The 16,264-nt window shown below is 59.8% G+C and carries 12 protein-coding genes and 1 pseudogene; 7 read left to right on the top strand and 6 right to left on the bottom strand.

What is annotated here, in order from left to right; genetic code table 11:
- Nucleotides 1-84 precede the first annotated feature (84 nt).
- The 3 genes and pseudogenes from C4885_RS07615 to C4885_RS17015 all read left to right on the top strand — a co-directional run.
- A complete protein-coding gene (locus C4885_RS07615) occupies nucleotides 85-1,809 on the top strand; it encodes an ABC transporter ATP-binding protein (protein ID WP_113999772.1) in 1,725 nt (574 codons plus the stop codon).
- Complete coding sequence (locus C4885_RS07610; RefSeq protein ID WP_113999771.1) at nucleotides 1,799-2,629, top strand: energy-coupling factor transporter transmembrane protein EcfT; 831 nt, start codon at nucleotides 1,799-1,801, stop codon at nucleotides 2,627-2,629. The genes C4885_RS07615 and C4885_RS07610 overlap by 11 nt, the downstream gene beginning before the upstream one ends.
- A gap of 286 nt (nucleotides 2,630-2,915) precedes the next feature.
- A pseudogene (locus C4885_RS17015) lies at nucleotides 2,916-3,059 on the top strand (IS3 family transposase); the annotation flags it as partial.
- A 76-nt stretch (nucleotides 3,060-3,135) separates the two neighbouring features.
- Here C4885_RS17015 and C4885_RS17245 read toward each other — a convergent pair.
- The 6 genes from C4885_RS17245 to C4885_RS07580 form a co-directional block, all read right to left on the bottom strand.
- Nucleotides 3,136-4,194 carry a TPM domain-containing protein gene (locus C4885_RS17245; protein ID WP_113999770.1) on the bottom strand — a complete coding sequence of 353 codons (1,059 nt, stop codon included), beginning with the start codon at nucleotides 4,192-4,194 and terminating at the stop codon, nucleotides 3,136-3,138.
- Between the two features lie 21 nt (nucleotides 4,195-4,215).
- Complete coding sequence (locus C4885_RS07600) at nucleotides 4,216-4,857, bottom strand: hypothetical protein (protein WP_113999769.1); 642 nt, start codon at nucleotides 4,855-4,857, stop codon at nucleotides 4,216-4,218.
- A gap of 47 nt (nucleotides 4,858-4,904) precedes the next feature.
- Nucleotides 4,905-6,083 carry a toxic anion resistance protein gene (locus C4885_RS07595; RefSeq protein ID WP_113999768.1) on the bottom strand — a complete coding sequence of 393 codons (1,179 nt, stop codon included), beginning with the start codon at nucleotides 6,081-6,083 and terminating at the stop codon, nucleotides 4,905-4,907.
- Between the two features lie 48 nt (nucleotides 6,084-6,131).
- Nucleotides 6,132-6,758, bottom strand: a complete 627-nt coding sequence (locus tag C4885_RS07590) for a 5-bromo-4-chloroindolyl phosphate hydrolysis family protein (protein WP_113999767.1) — start codon at nucleotides 6,756-6,758, stop codon at nucleotides 6,132-6,134.
- Nucleotides 6,759-6,905: 147 nt separating this feature from the next.
- Entirely contained in the window at nucleotides 6,906-7,430 is a 525-nt protein-coding gene (locus tag C4885_RS07585) for a DNA-deoxyinosine glycosylase (RefSeq protein WP_199488088.1), read from the bottom strand.
- Nucleotides 7,427-8,230, bottom strand: a complete 804-nt coding sequence (locus C4885_RS07580) for an HAD hydrolase family protein (protein ID WP_113999766.1) — start codon at nucleotides 8,228-8,230, stop codon at nucleotides 7,427-7,429. The genes C4885_RS07585 and C4885_RS07580 overlap by 4 nt, the downstream gene beginning before the upstream one ends.
- Nucleotides 8,231-8,357: 127 nt before the next feature.
- On the opposite strand from C4885_RS07580, the gene C4885_RS07575 reads away from it, so the two are divergent.
- The 4 genes from C4885_RS07575 to C4885_RS07560 all read left to right on the top strand — a co-directional run bounded on the left by C4885_RS07575 (nucleotide 8,358) and on the right by C4885_RS07560 (nucleotide 16,110).
- Nucleotides 8,358-9,077 (top strand): hypothetical protein, encoded by a 720-nt coding sequence (locus tag C4885_RS07575; protein WP_113999765.1) that lies wholly within the window; start codon nucleotides 8,358-8,360, stop codon nucleotides 9,075-9,077.
- Nucleotides 9,078-9,173: 96 nt separating this feature from the next.
- Nucleotides 9,174-10,964: a penicillin-binding protein 2 gene (locus tag C4885_RS07570; RefSeq protein ID WP_113999764.1), complete on the top strand. Its 1,791-nt coding sequence runs from the start codon at nucleotides 9,174-9,176 to the stop codon at nucleotides 10,962-10,964.
- A 563-nt stretch (nucleotides 10,965-11,527) separates the two neighbouring features.
- On the top strand, nucleotides 11,528-12,334 hold the full coding sequence (rlmB, locus tag C4885_RS07565) for a 23S rRNA (guanosine(2251)-2'-O)-methyltransferase RlmB (RefSeq protein ID WP_113999794.1): 807 nt from the start codon (nucleotides 11,528-11,530) through the stop codon (nucleotides 12,332-12,334).
- A gap of 44 nt (nucleotides 12,335-12,378) precedes the next feature.
- Nucleotides 12,379-16,110 carry a hypothetical protein gene (locus C4885_RS07560; protein ID WP_113999763.1) on the top strand — a complete coding sequence of 1,244 codons (3,732 nt, stop codon included), beginning with the start codon at nucleotides 12,379-12,381 and terminating at the stop codon, nucleotides 16,108-16,110.
- The last annotated feature ends 154 nt before the right edge of the window (nucleotides 16,111-16,264 follow it).

The following is a 16,264-nucleotide window of genomic DNA, read 5'->3' as shown; positions in this document are numbered from 1 at the left end:
TGGTTTGCGGAAAGGCTTTTTTGTTTGCTGCTTTGCCGTTGGGAAAGGCGGCACCGGAATATCTTGCTTTGAGGTACCATGCCCATGTCTGAACAGACAAACCCCATTATTTCGTTCAAAAACTTCTCCTTCCAGTATCGTGCGCAGAAAAAGCCGACGCTGCATGATATCAACCTGGATATCTACCCCGGTGAGCGTGTGCTGATCGCCGGGCCTTCCGGCAGCGGCAAAAGCACGCTGGCGGCCTGCATCAACGGGCTGAACCCGTTTTCCAACCCCGGCGAATGCACCGGCAGCCTGACGGTAGACGGCGTGGATGCGCCCAACAGCAGCATTTTTGAGCTTTCGGCCCATGTGGGCACCGTGCTGCAGGATCCGGACGGCCAGTTCATTGGCCTGACGGTGGGCGAGGACATTGCCTTTGCGCTGGAAAACAGCTGTGTTCCCCAAAAGGAAATGCACGAGATCACCCGCCATGCCGCAGAGCTGGTGGGCATTGAAAACCGCCTGGACCATGCCCCGCATGAGCTTTCCGGCGGGCAGAAGCAGCGCGTCAGCCTGGCGGGCGTTATGGTGGATCAGGTTAAAATTTTGATGTTTGATGAACCCCTTGCCAGCCTGGACCCTGCCACCGGCAAGCAAGCCATTGAGCTGATCGACGAGATCCAGCACAAGACCGATACCACCGTGCTGATCATTGAGCACCGGCTGGAGGATGTGCTGTGGCGCAGTGTGGACCGCATCATCCTGGTCAATGAGGGTACTATTTTGGCTGACCTGCGCCCGGACGAGCTGCTGGCCACCCATATGCTGGCCGAAAACGGCATCCGGGAGCCGCTGTACCTGACGGCCATGCGCTATGCGGGCATTGCTATCACACCGGAAAAGCGCCCTGCCCATGTGGACACCGTGGTGCTGGATGATGCCGATACCGCCCGCCTGCACAAGTGGTTCCACGCCCTGCCGCTGCCGGAACCCGCCCCCGCACCGGAGCACCTGCTGGAAGTGCGCGGCCTTGGCTTTGGCTATACCAAGGGGCAGAGCACCCTGCATGACATCAGCTTTTCCATCGGCAAAGGCGAGATGGTCAGCATTGTGGGGCGCAACGGCGCGGGCAAATCTACCCTGGCAAAGCTGATCTGCGGGTTCGAGACCCCGGAGCAGGGCCAGGTGCTGCTGAATGGCCGTGACCTGGCGCAGGATAACATCCGCCGCCGCGCCCAGCACATTGGCTATGTGATGCAGGACCCCAACCAGATGATCTCCAAAACCATGATCTTTGAGGAAGTTGCGCTGGCCTTGCAGGGCAGCGATATGACCCAGGAACAGATCCGCCAGCGGGTGGAAGATACTCTGAAGGTTTGCGGGTTGTACCCCTTCCGCAACTGGCCCATTTCCGCACTGAGCTTTGGCCAGAAAAAGCGTGTAACCATTGCCAGCGTGCTGGTGCAGCAGCCGGAACTGATCATTCTGGACGAACCCACCGCGGGGCAGGACTTCCGCCATTATACCGACATTATGGAGTTCCTGCGCGGGCTGAACGAGCAGGGCGTGACCGTGGTGATGATCACCCACGATATGCACCTGATGCTGGAATACACCCCGCGCGCATTGGTGTTCTGTGATGGCCAGCTGATTGCCGACCGCAGCGCTGCTGCCGTGCTGTGTGACCCTGAACTCATCGAGCAGGCTGCGCTGAAAGAAACCAGCCTGTTTACCCTTGCCAACCGCTGCGGCATTGCCCCGGCGGAAGATTTTGTAGAACGCTTTATCCATGAAGACAGGGAGGTGCGCACACATGGCTGCTAATACCGTGCTCAATTACCTGCCGCGCCAAAGCGTTGTTCACAAAATGACCGGCACCACCAAGCTGGCATTCTTTTTGCTGTTTACCTTTGCCAGCATGATCACCTATAACACTTGGGTGCTGCTGGGGCTGATGGCCGTCAGCTTTGCAGCGTTCAAGCTCAGCCGCATCAAACTGCGCGAAGTGCGGTTTATGCTGATCTTTATGCTGGTATTCCTGCTGCTGAATAACCTGTTCATCTTTTTGTTTGACCCCAACCAGGGCACCACGCTGTACGGCACGCGGCATGTGCTGTTCCATCTGTTCTGGAGGTATGATGTAACGGCGGAGCAGCTGTTCTACATGGTCAATATCTCGCTCAAATACTTTGTGGCACTGCCGGTGGCTATCTTGTTTATTTCCGCCACTAACCCCAGCGAGTTTGCCGCAAGCCTGAACAGCATCGGCATCTCCTATAAGGTTGGCTACTCGGTTGCCATTGCACTGCGCTATATCCCGGATATTCAGCGCGACTACCACAGCATCAGCCAGGCCCAGCAGGCCCGCGGCGTGGAGCTGGGCAAAAGCGAACCGTTCTTTGCACGGCTCAAGAATTCGGTCAGTATTCTGCTGCCGCTGATTCTGACCAGCCTGAACCGCATTGATACCATCAGCAACGCCATGGAGCTGCGTGGCTTTGGCAAAAATGGCAAGCGCACCTGGTACACCCAGCGCCCCTTTGCCAAGCGGGATTTCGCCGCCCTGGCTTTTGGCGCAGCGCTGCTGTTGGTCAGCCTGTTTGTTACCATCCGGTACGGCCGGTTCTATAACCCGTTCGTATGATCCATAAATAAAGGCAACACCGCACAATTCTCGCCTTACGGCTTAAGCACCGCTCCGGCGGCTGCGGCACGGCATCTGCGTTGCCAAAATGCTCGATAAGACATCCAGTATTATCTGTGCTTTTGGCTTAGCAGCTGTCGCACCTCGCTCGCCGTATCGGCACTTAGAATTATGCGGTATTGCCTAAAACCATAAAAGCCCCGGCCCCCTGTGAACTGCACCCCATTTGTTAGACAGTATGGTATTACTGTCTAACAAATGGGGTGTTTTGGTATGCTAAGAGGAAGGCATTACGCAGAGCATGTCTCGAAAAGGAACTTGTCTGGATAACGCTGTTGCTGAGATTTTTGGAAAGACGATTGCCGATTGCATCGACCGCCGAATTCAATTAAAACGAAACGGCCTGAACCCTGTGCAATACAGGATTTAGACCGTTCAGGTTACTTAATTCTTGTCTTTGTCTAATTTTTTGGGGGCCCTTCAAACCTGCTCAACGGGCAAAGGGGTTATCTGCGCCCGGCACCGCCGCCGCGGGTGGAACCGCCGCCGGCACGGAAGCTGCCGCCCCCACCGCGCGGGGCGCTGAACCCGCCGCTGCGCCCGGCACCGCCACCCGGCCGGGCACTGCCGCCGCCGGAACGGAACCCGCCGGACATTCCGCCAAAGCCGCCGCCGGGACGCGGACCGGAACTGCCAGGTCTAGCACCGGGGCCAGGCCTACCAAAGCCGCCGCCGGGGCGTGGGCCGGGATTACCAAATCCACCGCCCGGAGGGGGCGGCGGGGGAGGACGCCGGGGACGGCGCGGCCGGTAAACCGGTCCGCCGAAAAAGAATACGTTCGGCCCGCGGCGGCCGCCTGTGTAGGTGGGACCCTGCGGCCCGCGGGGTCCGCGCGGCGTTTTCAGGATCGCAATCACGATCACTGCAATAATAATCGTCAGCAAAATCAAGGTAAGCACCGCCCCTCCATTGCTGCGGCTCTGGGTGTTTTCCACAATCCTGCCGGAAGAATCTGCCAGGCCGGAGCCGATCGCGTCCATATCCAGGCTGACGCCATATACATCGCAGATGCGCTCGGCCATGGCCAGCACGGTTTTGCGTGCGCCGGTATCGTAATCCTGCTTTGCCCAGGAAGCTTCCAGGTTATCATACAGCAGATCGCTCAGCACATTGCCGGAAAACGCGCTTTCCAGCCCTTCGCCGGGGGTGGCCCAATAGTTGTCGTCCCCGGTGGCCATCAGCAGCACCATGCCGTTGTCCTGGTCAGCGCTGCCAAGGCCCCATGCCTGGAACACCTCGTAGGCATAGCCTTCCATGGTGTTGTTGCCGACGTAATCGGTGGTGTAAACGCCGATCTGTGCACCGCTGCAGTTTTCCTGCAGGGCAACAGAAATGTTGGTGATATATGTTTCGGTATCGCGGCTTAGAATATTGGCATTATCGGCAATGCAGCTGGTACTGCTGATGCCCTGAACGGAAGCAGCTGCCGCTGCCGGTACCGCCCAGACTGCCGCCGCGGTCACAGCCGCCAGAACGGCGGCTGCGGTGCGGGTCAAAATTTTCATCCGGCCCCCTCCTTTCCGGGGTCACTGCGCTGCATACAGCTCCACCTGCCCCGCGCCCCACAATGTACCGATCACATTGGCGGGGAAACCGGAAGCCATGGTGTTGTAGCTTTGGGCAGCGGTGGTATAATTCTGCGCAATTTCGCGCTGCAAAATGCTTTGGGTGCTCACATAGCTGGCATCCAGGCTGTTGATCTGATCCAGCGCATCGTCGGTGGCTTTTGCCTTGGCGGCGGTGTACATGGCGTCCACAGCGTTATCCAGCTGGTGGATGACCGCATATTGCGCGGCTGGGGCAATGGCGGTATCCTGCCACTGGGCCAGCAGGTCTGCTACGGTGGTGCAGTTGCTGTCAGCTTCGCCCAGTACCTTCTGGCAGGCACGCATCAGGTTGGCAGCGGTATCCGTCAGGGTGGTAAAATCCCCCTGGATGCTGTTGCCGTGCTTGTCAACCTCGCTGGTGTAAATTTCAGCCACATTGCGGTAACGGCTTTTCAGCTGCACGCCGCCAATGCCAAACACCGAAACCAGCACCATCACGGCCAGGAACCCGGCCGCAAAAGGCCGCTTTTTGGCGGGGGCGGGCAGTTTGCTTTCCGCCTGGCCAAACACTTCCAGCTGCGGGCTTTTGATCTCAAATGTTTCCTGCTGCTCCAACTGCATGGGTCGTCCTCACTTAACGGGGATGCAATAATGCACCCTAAAAATAATTACTTGTTAATTTCCAACAGCTTCTGCTTCAACTCGCCCTCAATGCGGCCCAGCTCCTGCTCGGCGGCGGCGCGCTTGGCCTTGCCGTCTGCGCGGATCTTGTTCAATTCATCCAGTGTGCTGATCAAATCGCGGTTGGTCTGCTGCAGGGTCTCAATATCCACCACACCGCGCTCAGACTCTTTGGCGATGTCGATGGTGCCCTGCTTGAGGGTTGCGGCGTTCTTGCGCAACAGCTCGTTGGTGGCATCGGTCACGGCGCGCTCGGCCTGCATGGCCTGCTGGCTGTGTGCCATGCCCAAGGCCAGAACCATCTGGTTCTTCCACAGGGGGATGGTGTTCACAATGGTGGTCTGGATCTTTTCGGCCATCATCGTATCGTTGGACTGGATCAGGCGGATCTGTGGGCCCATCTGGATGGAGATATTGCGGGTCAGCTCCAGGTCATACAGCTTCTTTTCAAAGCGGTCGCACTGGTCGGCCAGGTCGCGGGCGGCCTGGGCATCTTCCGGCAGGCCGGATGTTTTGGCCTTGGCTTCAGCGGCGGCCAGGTCGTTCTCCCGCACCTGCTGCAGCTTTTTGCGGCCGGCCAGGATATACATGCTCAGCTCCTTGAAATAGACAAGGTTCAGCTGGTACATCTTGTCCAGCATGGCAATGTCTTTCATCAGGGTTACCTGGTGGTCCTCCAGTTGGGCCTTGATGCGTTCCACGTTCACATCAGCTTTGTCGTATTTCACTTTCAGGGCTTCCAGCTCGTTGGACTTTTTCTTGAAAAAGCCCAGGAAGCCTTTCTGATTTTCTGCGGTGGCGTCAAAGCCTTTCAGCTCGCCGATCAGCTGGGTGATGAGTTCGCCGGTCTCACCCATATCCTTGGTGCGCACGCGGGAAAGCGCACTGTCAGAAAAATCGCTCAGCTTTTTCTGGCTGGCGGCGCCGTACTGCAAAATCATCTGGGAGTTGGTCAAGTCGATCTTTTCAGCAAAATCCTGCACCATCTTCTGCTCTTCGGGGCTCAGCGGGGTATCCTCCACGGTAACGGGGGTAGCCTTTTTGGCTTCCTCCACCACCTTGGCATCCGCTTCGGGATCCAGGGTCAGGGTGGGGGCGGCAGGGGCCGCATCCAAGGTCAGGGAAGGTGCTGCGGGAGCGTTCAGGTCAAAATCCAGATCAGACATAGTGGCAAGTCCTTTCTCTTCTTCTTTTTATATTTTGGGTTGGGAGCATCAGGTCAAATTCTGACCGCGCATGATGTTTTCAAGCACTTCGATGTCGGTCGAAATATCCATTGCCTCTGCGGAATACAGGGCGTCCAGCTGGTTTTCAAATGCGGTGGCCATGGTGCCAGCGTTGCGGCGTACTTCGCTCAAGATCTGGGCGGCGTTTTCGCCGGTAATGCCGCCTTTTTCCATCTGGGCGTATGCGCTCATGATCTTGACCACTTCCGGCAGGTAATACCGTGCAAAGCGATCCACGGTGCGGGCTTTATCCGGCTTTTGCTCCACCGCCTGCACAATGCCGCGCCCGGCCTTTTCCATACGGTCCAGCTGGCGGGAAAGTTCGGCATCCGGGATGGCGTCATTCAGCTTGTGCAGCGCGTCCAGGTTGGCGGCAATGCCGTTCAGCATGGCATCGGTGTTCTCGCTGCCGGTGGCGTAGGGCTGTTCCACCCGCTGCACCCGCGTGGGGCAGAAGCGGGAAGAAACCAGATACACCACAGTGCTGAGTGCCGCAATGATAACCAGGTTCACCAGCCGGTAGGGCGGCAGAATCAGGGAAGCAACCGGCCAGGTCAGTGCAGCCAGGTACAGCGGCAGAACCGGGCGGGTGCGCTTTTCGATCCACTTGCTCATGGGTTCAAAGCTCCTTGTAGTAAGGTGCGCCCCGGCAAAGGCAAACGCCGGAGCAAAGGGAATACCCTTTCATTATAGTGCAACGGCGGGGACAATGCAAACAATTTTGCCCATTTCGGGCGGCAAAACGGCGCTTTTTTGCGCTTTTTACGGTTTGTTCACATATCCTTCCAGCGCAGTGCCCCAGGCATCCAGCAACCGCGGCATGGTAAACGCCGCATTGGCCGGGCTGGTGGAGGGCAACACCACAGCTTCCAACCCGGTCAGGGGCTGGGCGTATTTGCGGTACAGCCTGCCGCTGGTGGCACCGTTGCAAAAAATGGCCTGTACGCCCAGGCGGTTCACCAGGGCTGCCAGATCATTCGGTTCCACATCTTTGATGGAAGCATCCGATGCCCCGCGGATGGAGCAGGCGTGGATGACATCCCACACCGCCAGCCCGCTGCCAATGATGATGGCGCGTTTGGCATCCAGATCCTCCCATGCGGGGGTGGGGCTGTGGGTCAGGGTAGCCATCAGCGGCCAGAACCGATTCTGCGGGTGGCCGTAATAAAACCCCTGTGTCCGGCTCTTTGGGCTGGGAAAGCTGCCTAAGATCAGCGCTTTGGCCTGTGCGCCGTACAGTGGGGGCAGCCCCGGCCCCACATGGGTGTACGGTTGTTTGGTGTTCAACGGAATATCTCCGGCCACAGACTGCGGCACAGCTGGGCAATGCCATCGGGTGCAGCGGCAGGGGCCAGCGCCTTGGCGGCAGCTTTGGCGGTTTTCATGCCGTCCGCCATGCAGTAGGAACGCCCGGCCAGCGCCAGCATTCCGGCATCGTTGGGACCGTCGCCCACGGCAACGCAGTCCGCAGCGGCCAGGCCCAGATGGTCCAGCAGTGCCTGCAGGCCGGTTGCCTTGTCCTGTCCGGCGCGCAGGATATCGCACCCCGTCACGTGGTAGGGCAGGAACTGAAGCCCCAGGTAGCCGTATTTGGCCTGGAACTTGGCGATATCTTCCGCCGCCAGCATGCCGAACGCGGAAAACGGCATATCCAACAGGTGGCGGTCCTGGTCCTCGCCGTCTTTCAGGCAACCTTCCAGTGCAGCGGCTTTCTCCTGCACATGGAAGGCCTCATAATCCAGGTAAACATACCCGCCGTCCGAAAAGCTGAATCCCAGCGGGTGCTCATAGTCCTCGCAAAAATCCACCAGAGCGTACATTTCCTCGGCGGTCATGTGGCTGGTGTACAGGGCGGTCCCGGCGGCATCCTCCACCTGGGCACCGGCGGCGCAGATCCAGTAATCCGGCCGGATGCCGCGCAGCATTTTGGCGGGGATCTCTGCCCGGCAGCGCCCCGTGGCAATCACGAGCTTGACCCCGGCTTTCTGCACGGTGCGCAGGGCATCGACGTTTTCTTTGGGCACGCGCGGCTCCCCATGGGGGCGCAGGGTGCCGTCAATATCTAAAACAAGCAAAGTGGCAGGCATGGCAGGTACTCCTTAACATTTGGTTTGGTTTCTTCTATTATATCAAATCCACCCCCAAAGTCTAGCAGGGGGCGGGCAAACATATAGTTGTGGAGAAAAACAATGAGCGAAAGGCGGGCGGCGCACCATGCGGCATACCAGACGAAAAGAACGGGACGGGCTGGACCTTGCGCACCCGGCACCGCGCAGACGGCACAAAACGCTCCGGCAGCTCTGTGCGCTGCTGCTGGGGCTGGCGGGCCTTGCCCTGCTTAGCATGGCCGTGTGGGGGGCGGCTTTGCCCCGGCGGCTGGATGATGCCTTAGCCAAACACTATGCCGCCCAAATGAGCGTGATGCAGTGGGAGCTGTTTGCCCTGCGCCGCCGGCTGGCAGAACACGAACCGGATGCCGAAGAAAACGCCGTCCTGCGCAATTTTTTGCAAAGCAGGCAGACGGACGGCGAACGCTGGGACCCCGTGTGGACCGCCGCCCGCTGGCCCGGCGGATTTTTGCTGGCGCAGCCGGTGCAGGCGGGGGCCGCCGTGCTGGACCGCAGCGGCCGTTTTGCAGGCATTGCAGGAGAGCATGGCACGGTGTCCCCGGCGGGCAGCGGAGCGGGGGCAGTCCCGGCTCTGGTGGGGCAGGCCCTTGGCACGCTGACCCGCCAGAACGGAGTCCTGTGGGTGACCGGCCTGCCCTGCAGCTGTAAGGCGGCAGCGGGGGAGTTGGCCGTTACCGCGCAGGGACAGTATTGGGCCGGGCAGCTGGCAGCAGCGCCCCAGCCCGACCCCGGCGGCCTGACCCTGCGCGCCCCGCTGGAAGATACTGCCGATGAAACCGACTGCCTGTATTTCATCGGGGGCTGACAGCTGCGGCAAAACCTTGTATAATACCCATATGGCAAAAGGACAGACCAAAGAACGATCAGACCAGAGCAGGCAGTGGCCTGCCGGGAGGTGCGCATGAAAAAAGACGGCAAAAAGAGGGTGTGGTTCCTGCTGATTTTCTGCACTGCCGTGTTTGCGGCATTTTTGGTGCGGCTGTACTGGATGCAGTTTACCATGGCGGATCACTATGCTAAAAAGCTGGAACAGGCATCTCAGACCAGCTATACCGTGCGCATCCCGGCGGCGCGGGGAAGCATTGTGGACCGCAGCGGCACGGCGCTGGTGCAGGATGCCACCGTGTATGACCTGGCGCTCTGCGTTCCGGCCCCACCGGACACCGAGATGGCGCAGACCCTGCAAACGTTAAAAGAACTGGATCTAGGCGGCAAGGATGTGGAAACACAACTTGCCGCCTTTTGTTCTGCCGTTTCGGCGGGGGAACTGCCGCTGGCTGAAAATCTGACCCAGGCACAGTGCCAGAGCCTGCTGGCTGCCGGTCTGCCCCAGAGCGGGGCGGTGCGGCTGACTGCCCGCGGTACCCGCACGGCGGTGGATGGCACCCTCGCTCCGCAACTGCTGGGCGGCGTGGGGGCCATGAGTGCCGAGCAGTGGGCACAGAAAAAGGCCCAAGGCCTTGCCATGGATGAATCCATCGGCCAATGGGGGCTGGAAGCCGCCTGGGAGGATGCGTTGCGCGGCAGAGCGGGAAGCCTGAAAGTGACAGTTGACCGCAGCAGCGGCGGCCGCACCGAAACCATACAAAGTACGCCACAGGCCGGGGATACCCTGCACCTTTACCTGGATGCTGACCTGCAGCGCACCCTGCGCAGCGCATTGCAGCGGCAAATCGAAACTTTACAGGCCACAAAGCCGGAAGGCAAGGGCAAAGAAGCCTGCGCCGGGGCGGCTGTGGTGGTGGATGTGCAGACCGGCGGCGTTCTGGCGGCGGTCAGCCTGCCGGATTATGACCTTGCCAGCTGGCGGCAGAATTATGCCGCACTGGCCACAGCCCAGGGAGCACCGCTGGTCAACCGGGTGCTGAACGGCCAATATGCGCCGGGGTCGGCGTTCAAACCGGCAGTAGCGGCATCGGCTCTGGCGGCGGGGATCATTACCCCGCAAAGCACTGTAAACTGCGGCGGACGGTACACCTACTATGCGGGTTACCAGCCGCGCTGTTTGCAGCTGGGGCACCGCGGGGCCGTCAGCATGGTTACGGCGCTGCGCCACAGCTGCAACATTTATTTTTATGATGTCGGCCGCCGCCTTGGGGTGGATACGTTTTCCGCTACCGCGCAGCAGCTGGGCCTTGGAGCACCCTGCGGTACTGAGCTGCCGGAAACTACAGGCCGCCTGACCTGGAGCACCGATGAGAACTATCAGGCGGGCCTTGCACTGATGGCGGCCATTGGGCAGGGCAACACGTCGGTCAGCCCCTTGCAGCTGGCGGCCTATGCCGGGGCCCTTGCGCGGGACGGCCAGCGCCCGGCGCTGCATTTTGCCCAAAGCATAACCGATACCGCCGGGAATATAACCTGGCAGGCGCAGCCGGACGTTTTAGCCCAGGCACCCGGCGGGGCGGCAGTGTTTGCCCCCATCCGGGAGGGTATGGCCCAGATGGCTCAAACGCTGCGCACTTTGCGGGAATCGCCCATCCCCCTTGCCTGCAAGACCGGCAGCCCCCAGCTGGCGGGCACGCTGGCGGATGGCACCCACTACACAAACTCGGTGCTCATCGGGTATGGGCCGGTGCAGCAGCCGCGGTTTGCGGCGGCGGTGGTGATCGAATACGGCGGCGGGGGCAGCAATGCCGCGCCCGTTCTGCGGGCTGCGGCGGACTGGTTTGCAGCAGCCGGAATGGCCTGAACAGGATGGAATTTTGTGGGGAATTTTTGCATTCAACATGCAGGATGAACTTTTCGCTTTTTGTCCACAGACGGGGTGGGGAAAACCTGTGGAAAGTGAAAAAACGGGCAAAACCCCCGTAATAATTGTAAGTTTTACCCGCAAAAACGGGGGTAAAACTGGTAGTTTGCCCAGTGAGCAGGGGTGTTTATCCGTACTGTTATGTTGAAAGGTTTTCCACAATATGTTGAAAACACCCCCTGAAACGGTGGAAAACTGGCCATACAAGCGGGTTTTCCACGCTTTCAACAGGGTTTTCAACATCCCCAAAGGAAAACCTTTCCAGTACGGTTTGTATAAACCGCGAAAACACGCACAAAAGCACCGCGCAAAAGGGTGAAAAATCTGTACTTTTGACGCCAAGGAAAAAGGTGACAAAAGCATAGGAAATGTGCTATACTATATCTGTATAATTATCGAATCATGCCAGAAAGCTGTGCGGGCTGCCATACGCGGCAAAATGGCTGCCAAACGCCGCCGCACAGGGCTTTACCCAATCGTTTTAAGGAGTAACCACATTGCAGATGGAAAATAAAAAACGCATGCCCCAGCAGGCCTCCCAGGCCAAGGAGGACAAGGCCCCTGCGGAGCAGGATACCGCCCTGGTATGGGGCAAAAACCCCGTGACCGAACTGCTGAAAAGCGAAGCCGGGGTGGACACCCTGCTGCTGGCCGACAGCATGGAGCCGCGCATGGCCGGGTATTATACCGCGCTGGGCAAAGCGGCCGGGGCGGTCATCAAGCGTGTACCCGCCGGCAAGCTGCAAAAGCTGTGCGGTACCCAGGACCACCAGGGTGTGGCGGCCTGGGCTGCCCGCATCCAGTATGTTGGCGTGGAGGAACTTTTGCAGATCGCAAAAGACCGCGGCGAACCGCCGTTCCTCGTGCTGTGTGACGGTATTGAGGACCCCCACAACCTGGGCGCAATCCTGCGCAGCGCGCTGCTGTGCGGTGCCCACGGTGTGATCATCCCGCGGCGCGGCGGCGTTGGCGTGACCGGCACGGTCATGAAATCCAGCGCCGGGGCAGCTGCCCGCATCCCGGTGGCGCGGGTCGCCAACCTGCCGCAGGCCATCCGTGACCTGAAAAAGCAGAACATTTTTGTTTACTGTGCCGACCTGGGCGGTGCTCCGCTGGAAAAGACCGATCTTTCCGGCCCGGTGGCGCTGGTGCTGGGCAGCGAGGGCGCAGGCCCCGGCGCACTGGTGCGCAAACTGTGCGATGCCGCCGTTACGCTGGATATGGCCGGTGGCAAAACCGGTGTGGACAGTTATAACGTCAGCGTGGCCGCCGGTATTTTGATGTACAACATCATGCAGCGCCGCAAGTAACGGCTGCGCAAAAAAAGGAATCCCATACCAAAGGGGAGAACAACATGCCAAGCAAACGTACAAATGATTCCGTGGACCGCATTCTGGAAGAGCTCAGCCATGAGCAGGCCGAACGCGGCATCCGGGATAGTGTAACAGACCGCCAGGTGGATGCCATCCTGCAAAGCCTGGGCCACGGCAGCATGGAGGAATCCTCCGGCGGCGGTTCGGCATTGGGGCCCATCCAGAAAGAGGACCTGCCGGATATCACGCTGGGCAAAGGCAATAATTTTAACACCGAGGACCGGTTTTCCACCGCTGTGCTGGACGACCTGCTGGGCGATCTGCCCAGTATGCGGGCTGCCAAAAAGAATAAACCCGGCCCCGCTGCCCCGGCCCGCCGGCCTGCTTCTGTGCCGGAGCCGCGCCGCATGCCGGAAGTTGAGCCTAAAGTAGAAAAACAAAATAATATACAAACTGTACAACCGACTCAGCCGGTGCGCTCGGAACCTGTTCCGCAGCCTGCCCGCCCTGCCCCGGCACAAACTGCGCCCCAGCAGCCGGCCCCGCAGGTACAGCCGGAGACAAAACCGGCCCCGCAGCCGGAACCAAGACCGGCGGATGCAACATCAGGGGATACCACCCGCACCAGCGTCATTAAAGCCTTTTTGGGCCGCAGAGTGCCGGAAGCGGACAGCAAGTACCTGGATGAAGGAAAAAAAGATTTTACCAACTTTTTTGGCACCAGCGTGGCCGTTGTTCCGGATGATATGAAGTCCGAGCAGGAGCGCCAGCAGACTCCCAAGAAAAAGGGCTTGTTTGGCTTTGGATATGCTACCGATACCGGGGAGTTTGAGCCGATCAATGTTTCGGTCAGCGGCAGAGTGGAAAACCAGAGCACCCAGCAGCTGGAAGAACAACTGCCCCGGTCGCAGGATGTTTTGCCACAGGATGAACCGGACGAGATGGAGCTGCGCGAGCAAGAGCCGCCCCGCCACTACGCTGCAAAGAAAAAAGGCTTTTTTGCCAGCCTGTTCGGCGGCAAAAAGCACGATGTCTATGACGAGCTGGAATCCTATGACCCGTATGAGGGCGAGCCAGCCCCGGTAGAAAACTGGGAGGTTCCGGAACAGCCCCGGGAGGAGCCGGAAACAGAGGAAACGGGCGAGATGCCCCGCCTGACCGCTACCAACGCAGGGCTTTCCATCTCCGGGCGGCAGACTTCCCAGTTTGCCGCCACAGGCAAACCGCTGCTTCCGAAGGATGAGCCGGCCCCGCAGCCGGAACCTCAGCCCAATGTTTACCGCAAAAATAAAAAGCGGGATACCGTGGAGTTCACCCCCCGCAAGGAGCGGGAACGCACCATGCCGTTCACTCGGCCTGCCCCCCGCCGCGAAGCGGAACCCGTGGGCGAGCCGGTCATGACCCCAAACGATACGGTGCAGCCGCAGCCCGCGCCTGCCCCGCAGGCGACCACCGGTTTTACCATGCAGCTGGGGGACGAGCCCGTACCGGAAAGCACCCAGTCGTTCCTGCATGAACTGAACGCAGCCCTGCCGCCGCGCCGCAAAAAGCCTGCGCCCAAAGCTGCCCCCGTGCAGGAAGAACCCGCCAGCGGCGATACCTTTGAGGAACTGCCGCAGGAGCTGGCCCAGACCCTGACCGGGCAAATCCGCCTGAGCGAGATTGCCGAAGGGGTGGAAGAGCAGCCGGAAGAACCGAAAAAGCCCGCCCCGAAAAAAGAGGAAGAAAGCTTTGAGGAGCTGATCGGCCCCCTGGTGGATGAAAAGCCCAATACCGCGGAATTTGTGCGCGGCATTGAACAGTCCATCAACCTGGAAAAGATCAAATCGGATTCAAAGGCAAAAACAGAAAAGACCGATACCGATTACCAGGCGGCTGCCCAGTACCTGAGCGACCCCAACGCCGGGGCGGAGCCGGAAGCACCGGAACAAAAAAAGCCCGGCAAAGGCTTTAACATCCTCCGGTTTGCAGGCAAGCCGAAGGACGAAACCACCCCTGATGGTGAAGCGCCTTTTGCCGCACAGGCCGCCGTCCTGCACCGCCACGAATACGAAAGCACCGATGATGCCCCCGTGGTGCGCCATGACCTGGAACTGCGGGTGATGATCACCACCGGCACAGCAATCGCCGTGGGCGCTGCAGCCTTGATTATGATCGTTCTGGGCACTATGGCGGCCACCGGAGCCAATCTTGGCCCGCTGGATACCACAGCCAGCACCAAACCGCTGCTGGTGACCATGCTGATCCTGCTTGCTGCCAGCGCGGCCCTGTGCTGGCAGACGATGCTGGGCGGCCTGGCCGGGCTGATCAACATGCGCCGGGGCAATACCGCAGATACCATGCCCGCCATGGCCGCGGTGGCCTCCATCCTGCAATGTATCATGTTTTTGGCAAAGCCGGAATGGTATAACCCCGCAACCCTCTGCCTGATGACCGGCCCCGCAGCGCTGCTGCTGTGCGGCAACGCTGCAGGCAAGGCAATCGACGCCCACACCATCCGGGATAACTTTACCCTTATCAGCGCCGGGATGGACCACGCTGTGGCATATCGGCTGAAAGATGCCGGGGTACTGCGCACCGTGACCGCCGGGCTGGCGGAACCGCGCCCCAATGTGCTGGTCAGCCGTCCCACCCGCCTGATGAAAGGCTTTTTGGCGGGCAGCGAATCCCGCCGCACATCGGATAAAAACCAGCAGCAATTTGCCCGCATCCTGCTGGGCTGCGGCGTGGCTGCATTCCTGTTCACCCTGCTTTACCGCAAGGATGCCGGAACGGCGTTCACTGCGCTGGCCGGTGTACTCTGCCTGGGCGCGCCGCTGGCCGGTACGCTGATCTCCGCCATGCCCATGCGTTTGATGCAGCGCAGTGCCGCGCAGATCGGCGCGGTCATACCCGGTTGGAAGGATATCCGACTGTTGGGCCGTGTGAACGTGCTGCAGGTCACGGCGCAGGATCTTTTCCCCAAAGGGTGCATTACGCTGCGCGGCATCAAGCCGGTGCGCAAAGAGGATATTGAGCTGGCCATCATCTACTCCGCTTCCATGCTGGCCGATGTGAATACCCCGCTGAAAGATATCTTCCTTGGCATGACGGGCGATAACCGCAAGCTGCTGTGCAAGGTGGAAAACCTGGAAACGCTGGACGGCCTGGGCTATGTGGGCTGGATCAACGGCGAGCGGGTCATGATCGGCTCCCGCCGGCTGATGGATACCTATGATATCCAGCTGCCCAGCATGGAATATGAACGCCGCCATACCGTGAACCAGCGCCGGGTCATCTACCTGGCGGTTTCCGGCAAGCTGTTCAGCATGTTCCAGGTGGCTTATCAGAGTGATCCCGATACCGCCGCCGTGCTGGATTCCCTGCGCCGCGCCGGACTTTCGCTCATTGTGGACTGCGATGACTTTAACTGCGATGAAGCGCTGCTGCAGACTGCTTATAACCTGCCGGTTGGTACCGTCAAGGTGCTGAGCGGCAAGGAACACAAGGCGCTAGAGCCCGCTGTGGCCTGGTTGCCGGAAAGCGAAGGCAACATGCTGCACCTGGGCAGCTTTGCCAGCTTTGTCGGCGGCCTGGAAGCCGCTGCGGGTGCGGCAGAGGGGGAACACCGTTCTTCGATGGTGCTGTCGGCCTCGGTGCTCATCAGCTGCATTCTTGCCATGATCATGGCGCTGGCCGGCGGCCTGGCCGGGCTGCCGCTTCCGGCACTGGCCTTGTATCAGGTCGCTTGGGCGGTTCTGGCCATGATATTCCCCCTGATCCAGAGATATTAAGGGATATCTGAAAACAAAGAACTGGATTGAGTTTTCGGCTTTTCAGATATATCCCAAGCGTTTTTGCGGGAAAAATAAAGGCAACACCGCACAATTCCCGCCTTGCGGCTTAAGCACCGCTCCGGCAGCTGCGGCACGGCATCTGCGTTGCCAA

The sequence above is a fragment of the Subdoligranulum sp. APC924/74 genome, from assembly GCF_003324125.1.
In the GTDB taxonomy this organism is placed as follows: domain Bacteria; phylum Bacillota; class Clostridia; order Oscillospirales; family Ruminococcaceae; genus Gemmiger; species Gemmiger qucibialis.
This window is presented reverse-complemented; position numbering and strand designations above follow the sequence as displayed.

Excerpts from the sequence above, each read along its gene's own strand:
- C4885_RS07570 (WP_113999764.1), top strand. The coding sequence starts at position 9,174 with ATGAAAAAAGACGGCAAAAAGAGGGTGTGGTTCCTGCTGATTTTCTGC.
- C4885_RS07590 (WP_113999767.1), bottom strand. The coding sequence starts at position 6,758 with ATGAGCAAGTGGATCGAAAAGCGCACCCGCCCGGTTCTGCCGCTGTAC.
- rlmB (WP_113999794.1), top strand. The coding sequence starts at position 11,528 with ATGGAAAATAAAAAACGCATGCCCCAGCAGGCCTCCCAGGCCAAGGAG.
- C4885_RS07560 (WP_113999763.1), top strand. The coding sequence starts at position 12,379 with ATGCCAAGCAAACGTACAAATGATTCCGTGGACCGCATTCTGGAAGAG.
- C4885_RS07615 (WP_113999772.1), top strand. The coding sequence starts at position 85 with ATGTCTGAACAGACAAACCCCATTATTTCGTTCAAAAACTTCTCCTTC.
- C4885_RS07580 (WP_113999766.1), bottom strand. The coding sequence starts at position 8,230 with ATGCCTGCCACTTTGCTTGTTTTAGATATTGACGGCACCCTGCGCCCC.
- C4885_RS07610 (WP_113999771.1), top strand. The coding sequence starts at position 1,799 with ATGGCTGCTAATACCGTGCTCAATTACCTGCCGCGCCAAAGCGTTGTT.
- C4885_RS07600 (WP_113999769.1), bottom strand. The coding sequence starts at position 4,857 with ATGCAGTTGGAGCAGCAGGAAACATTTGAGATCAAAAGCCCGCAGCTG.
- C4885_RS07575 (WP_113999765.1), top strand. The coding sequence starts at position 8,358 with ATGCGGCATACCAGACGAAAAGAACGGGACGGGCTGGACCTTGCGCAC.
- C4885_RS07595 (WP_113999768.1), bottom strand. The coding sequence starts at position 6,083 with ATGTCTGATCTGGATTTTGACCTGAACGCTCCCGCAGCACCTTCCCTG.
- C4885_RS17245 (WP_113999770.1), bottom strand. The coding sequence starts at position 4,194 with ATGAAAATTTTGACCCGCACCGCAGCCGCCGTTCTGGCGGCTGTGACC.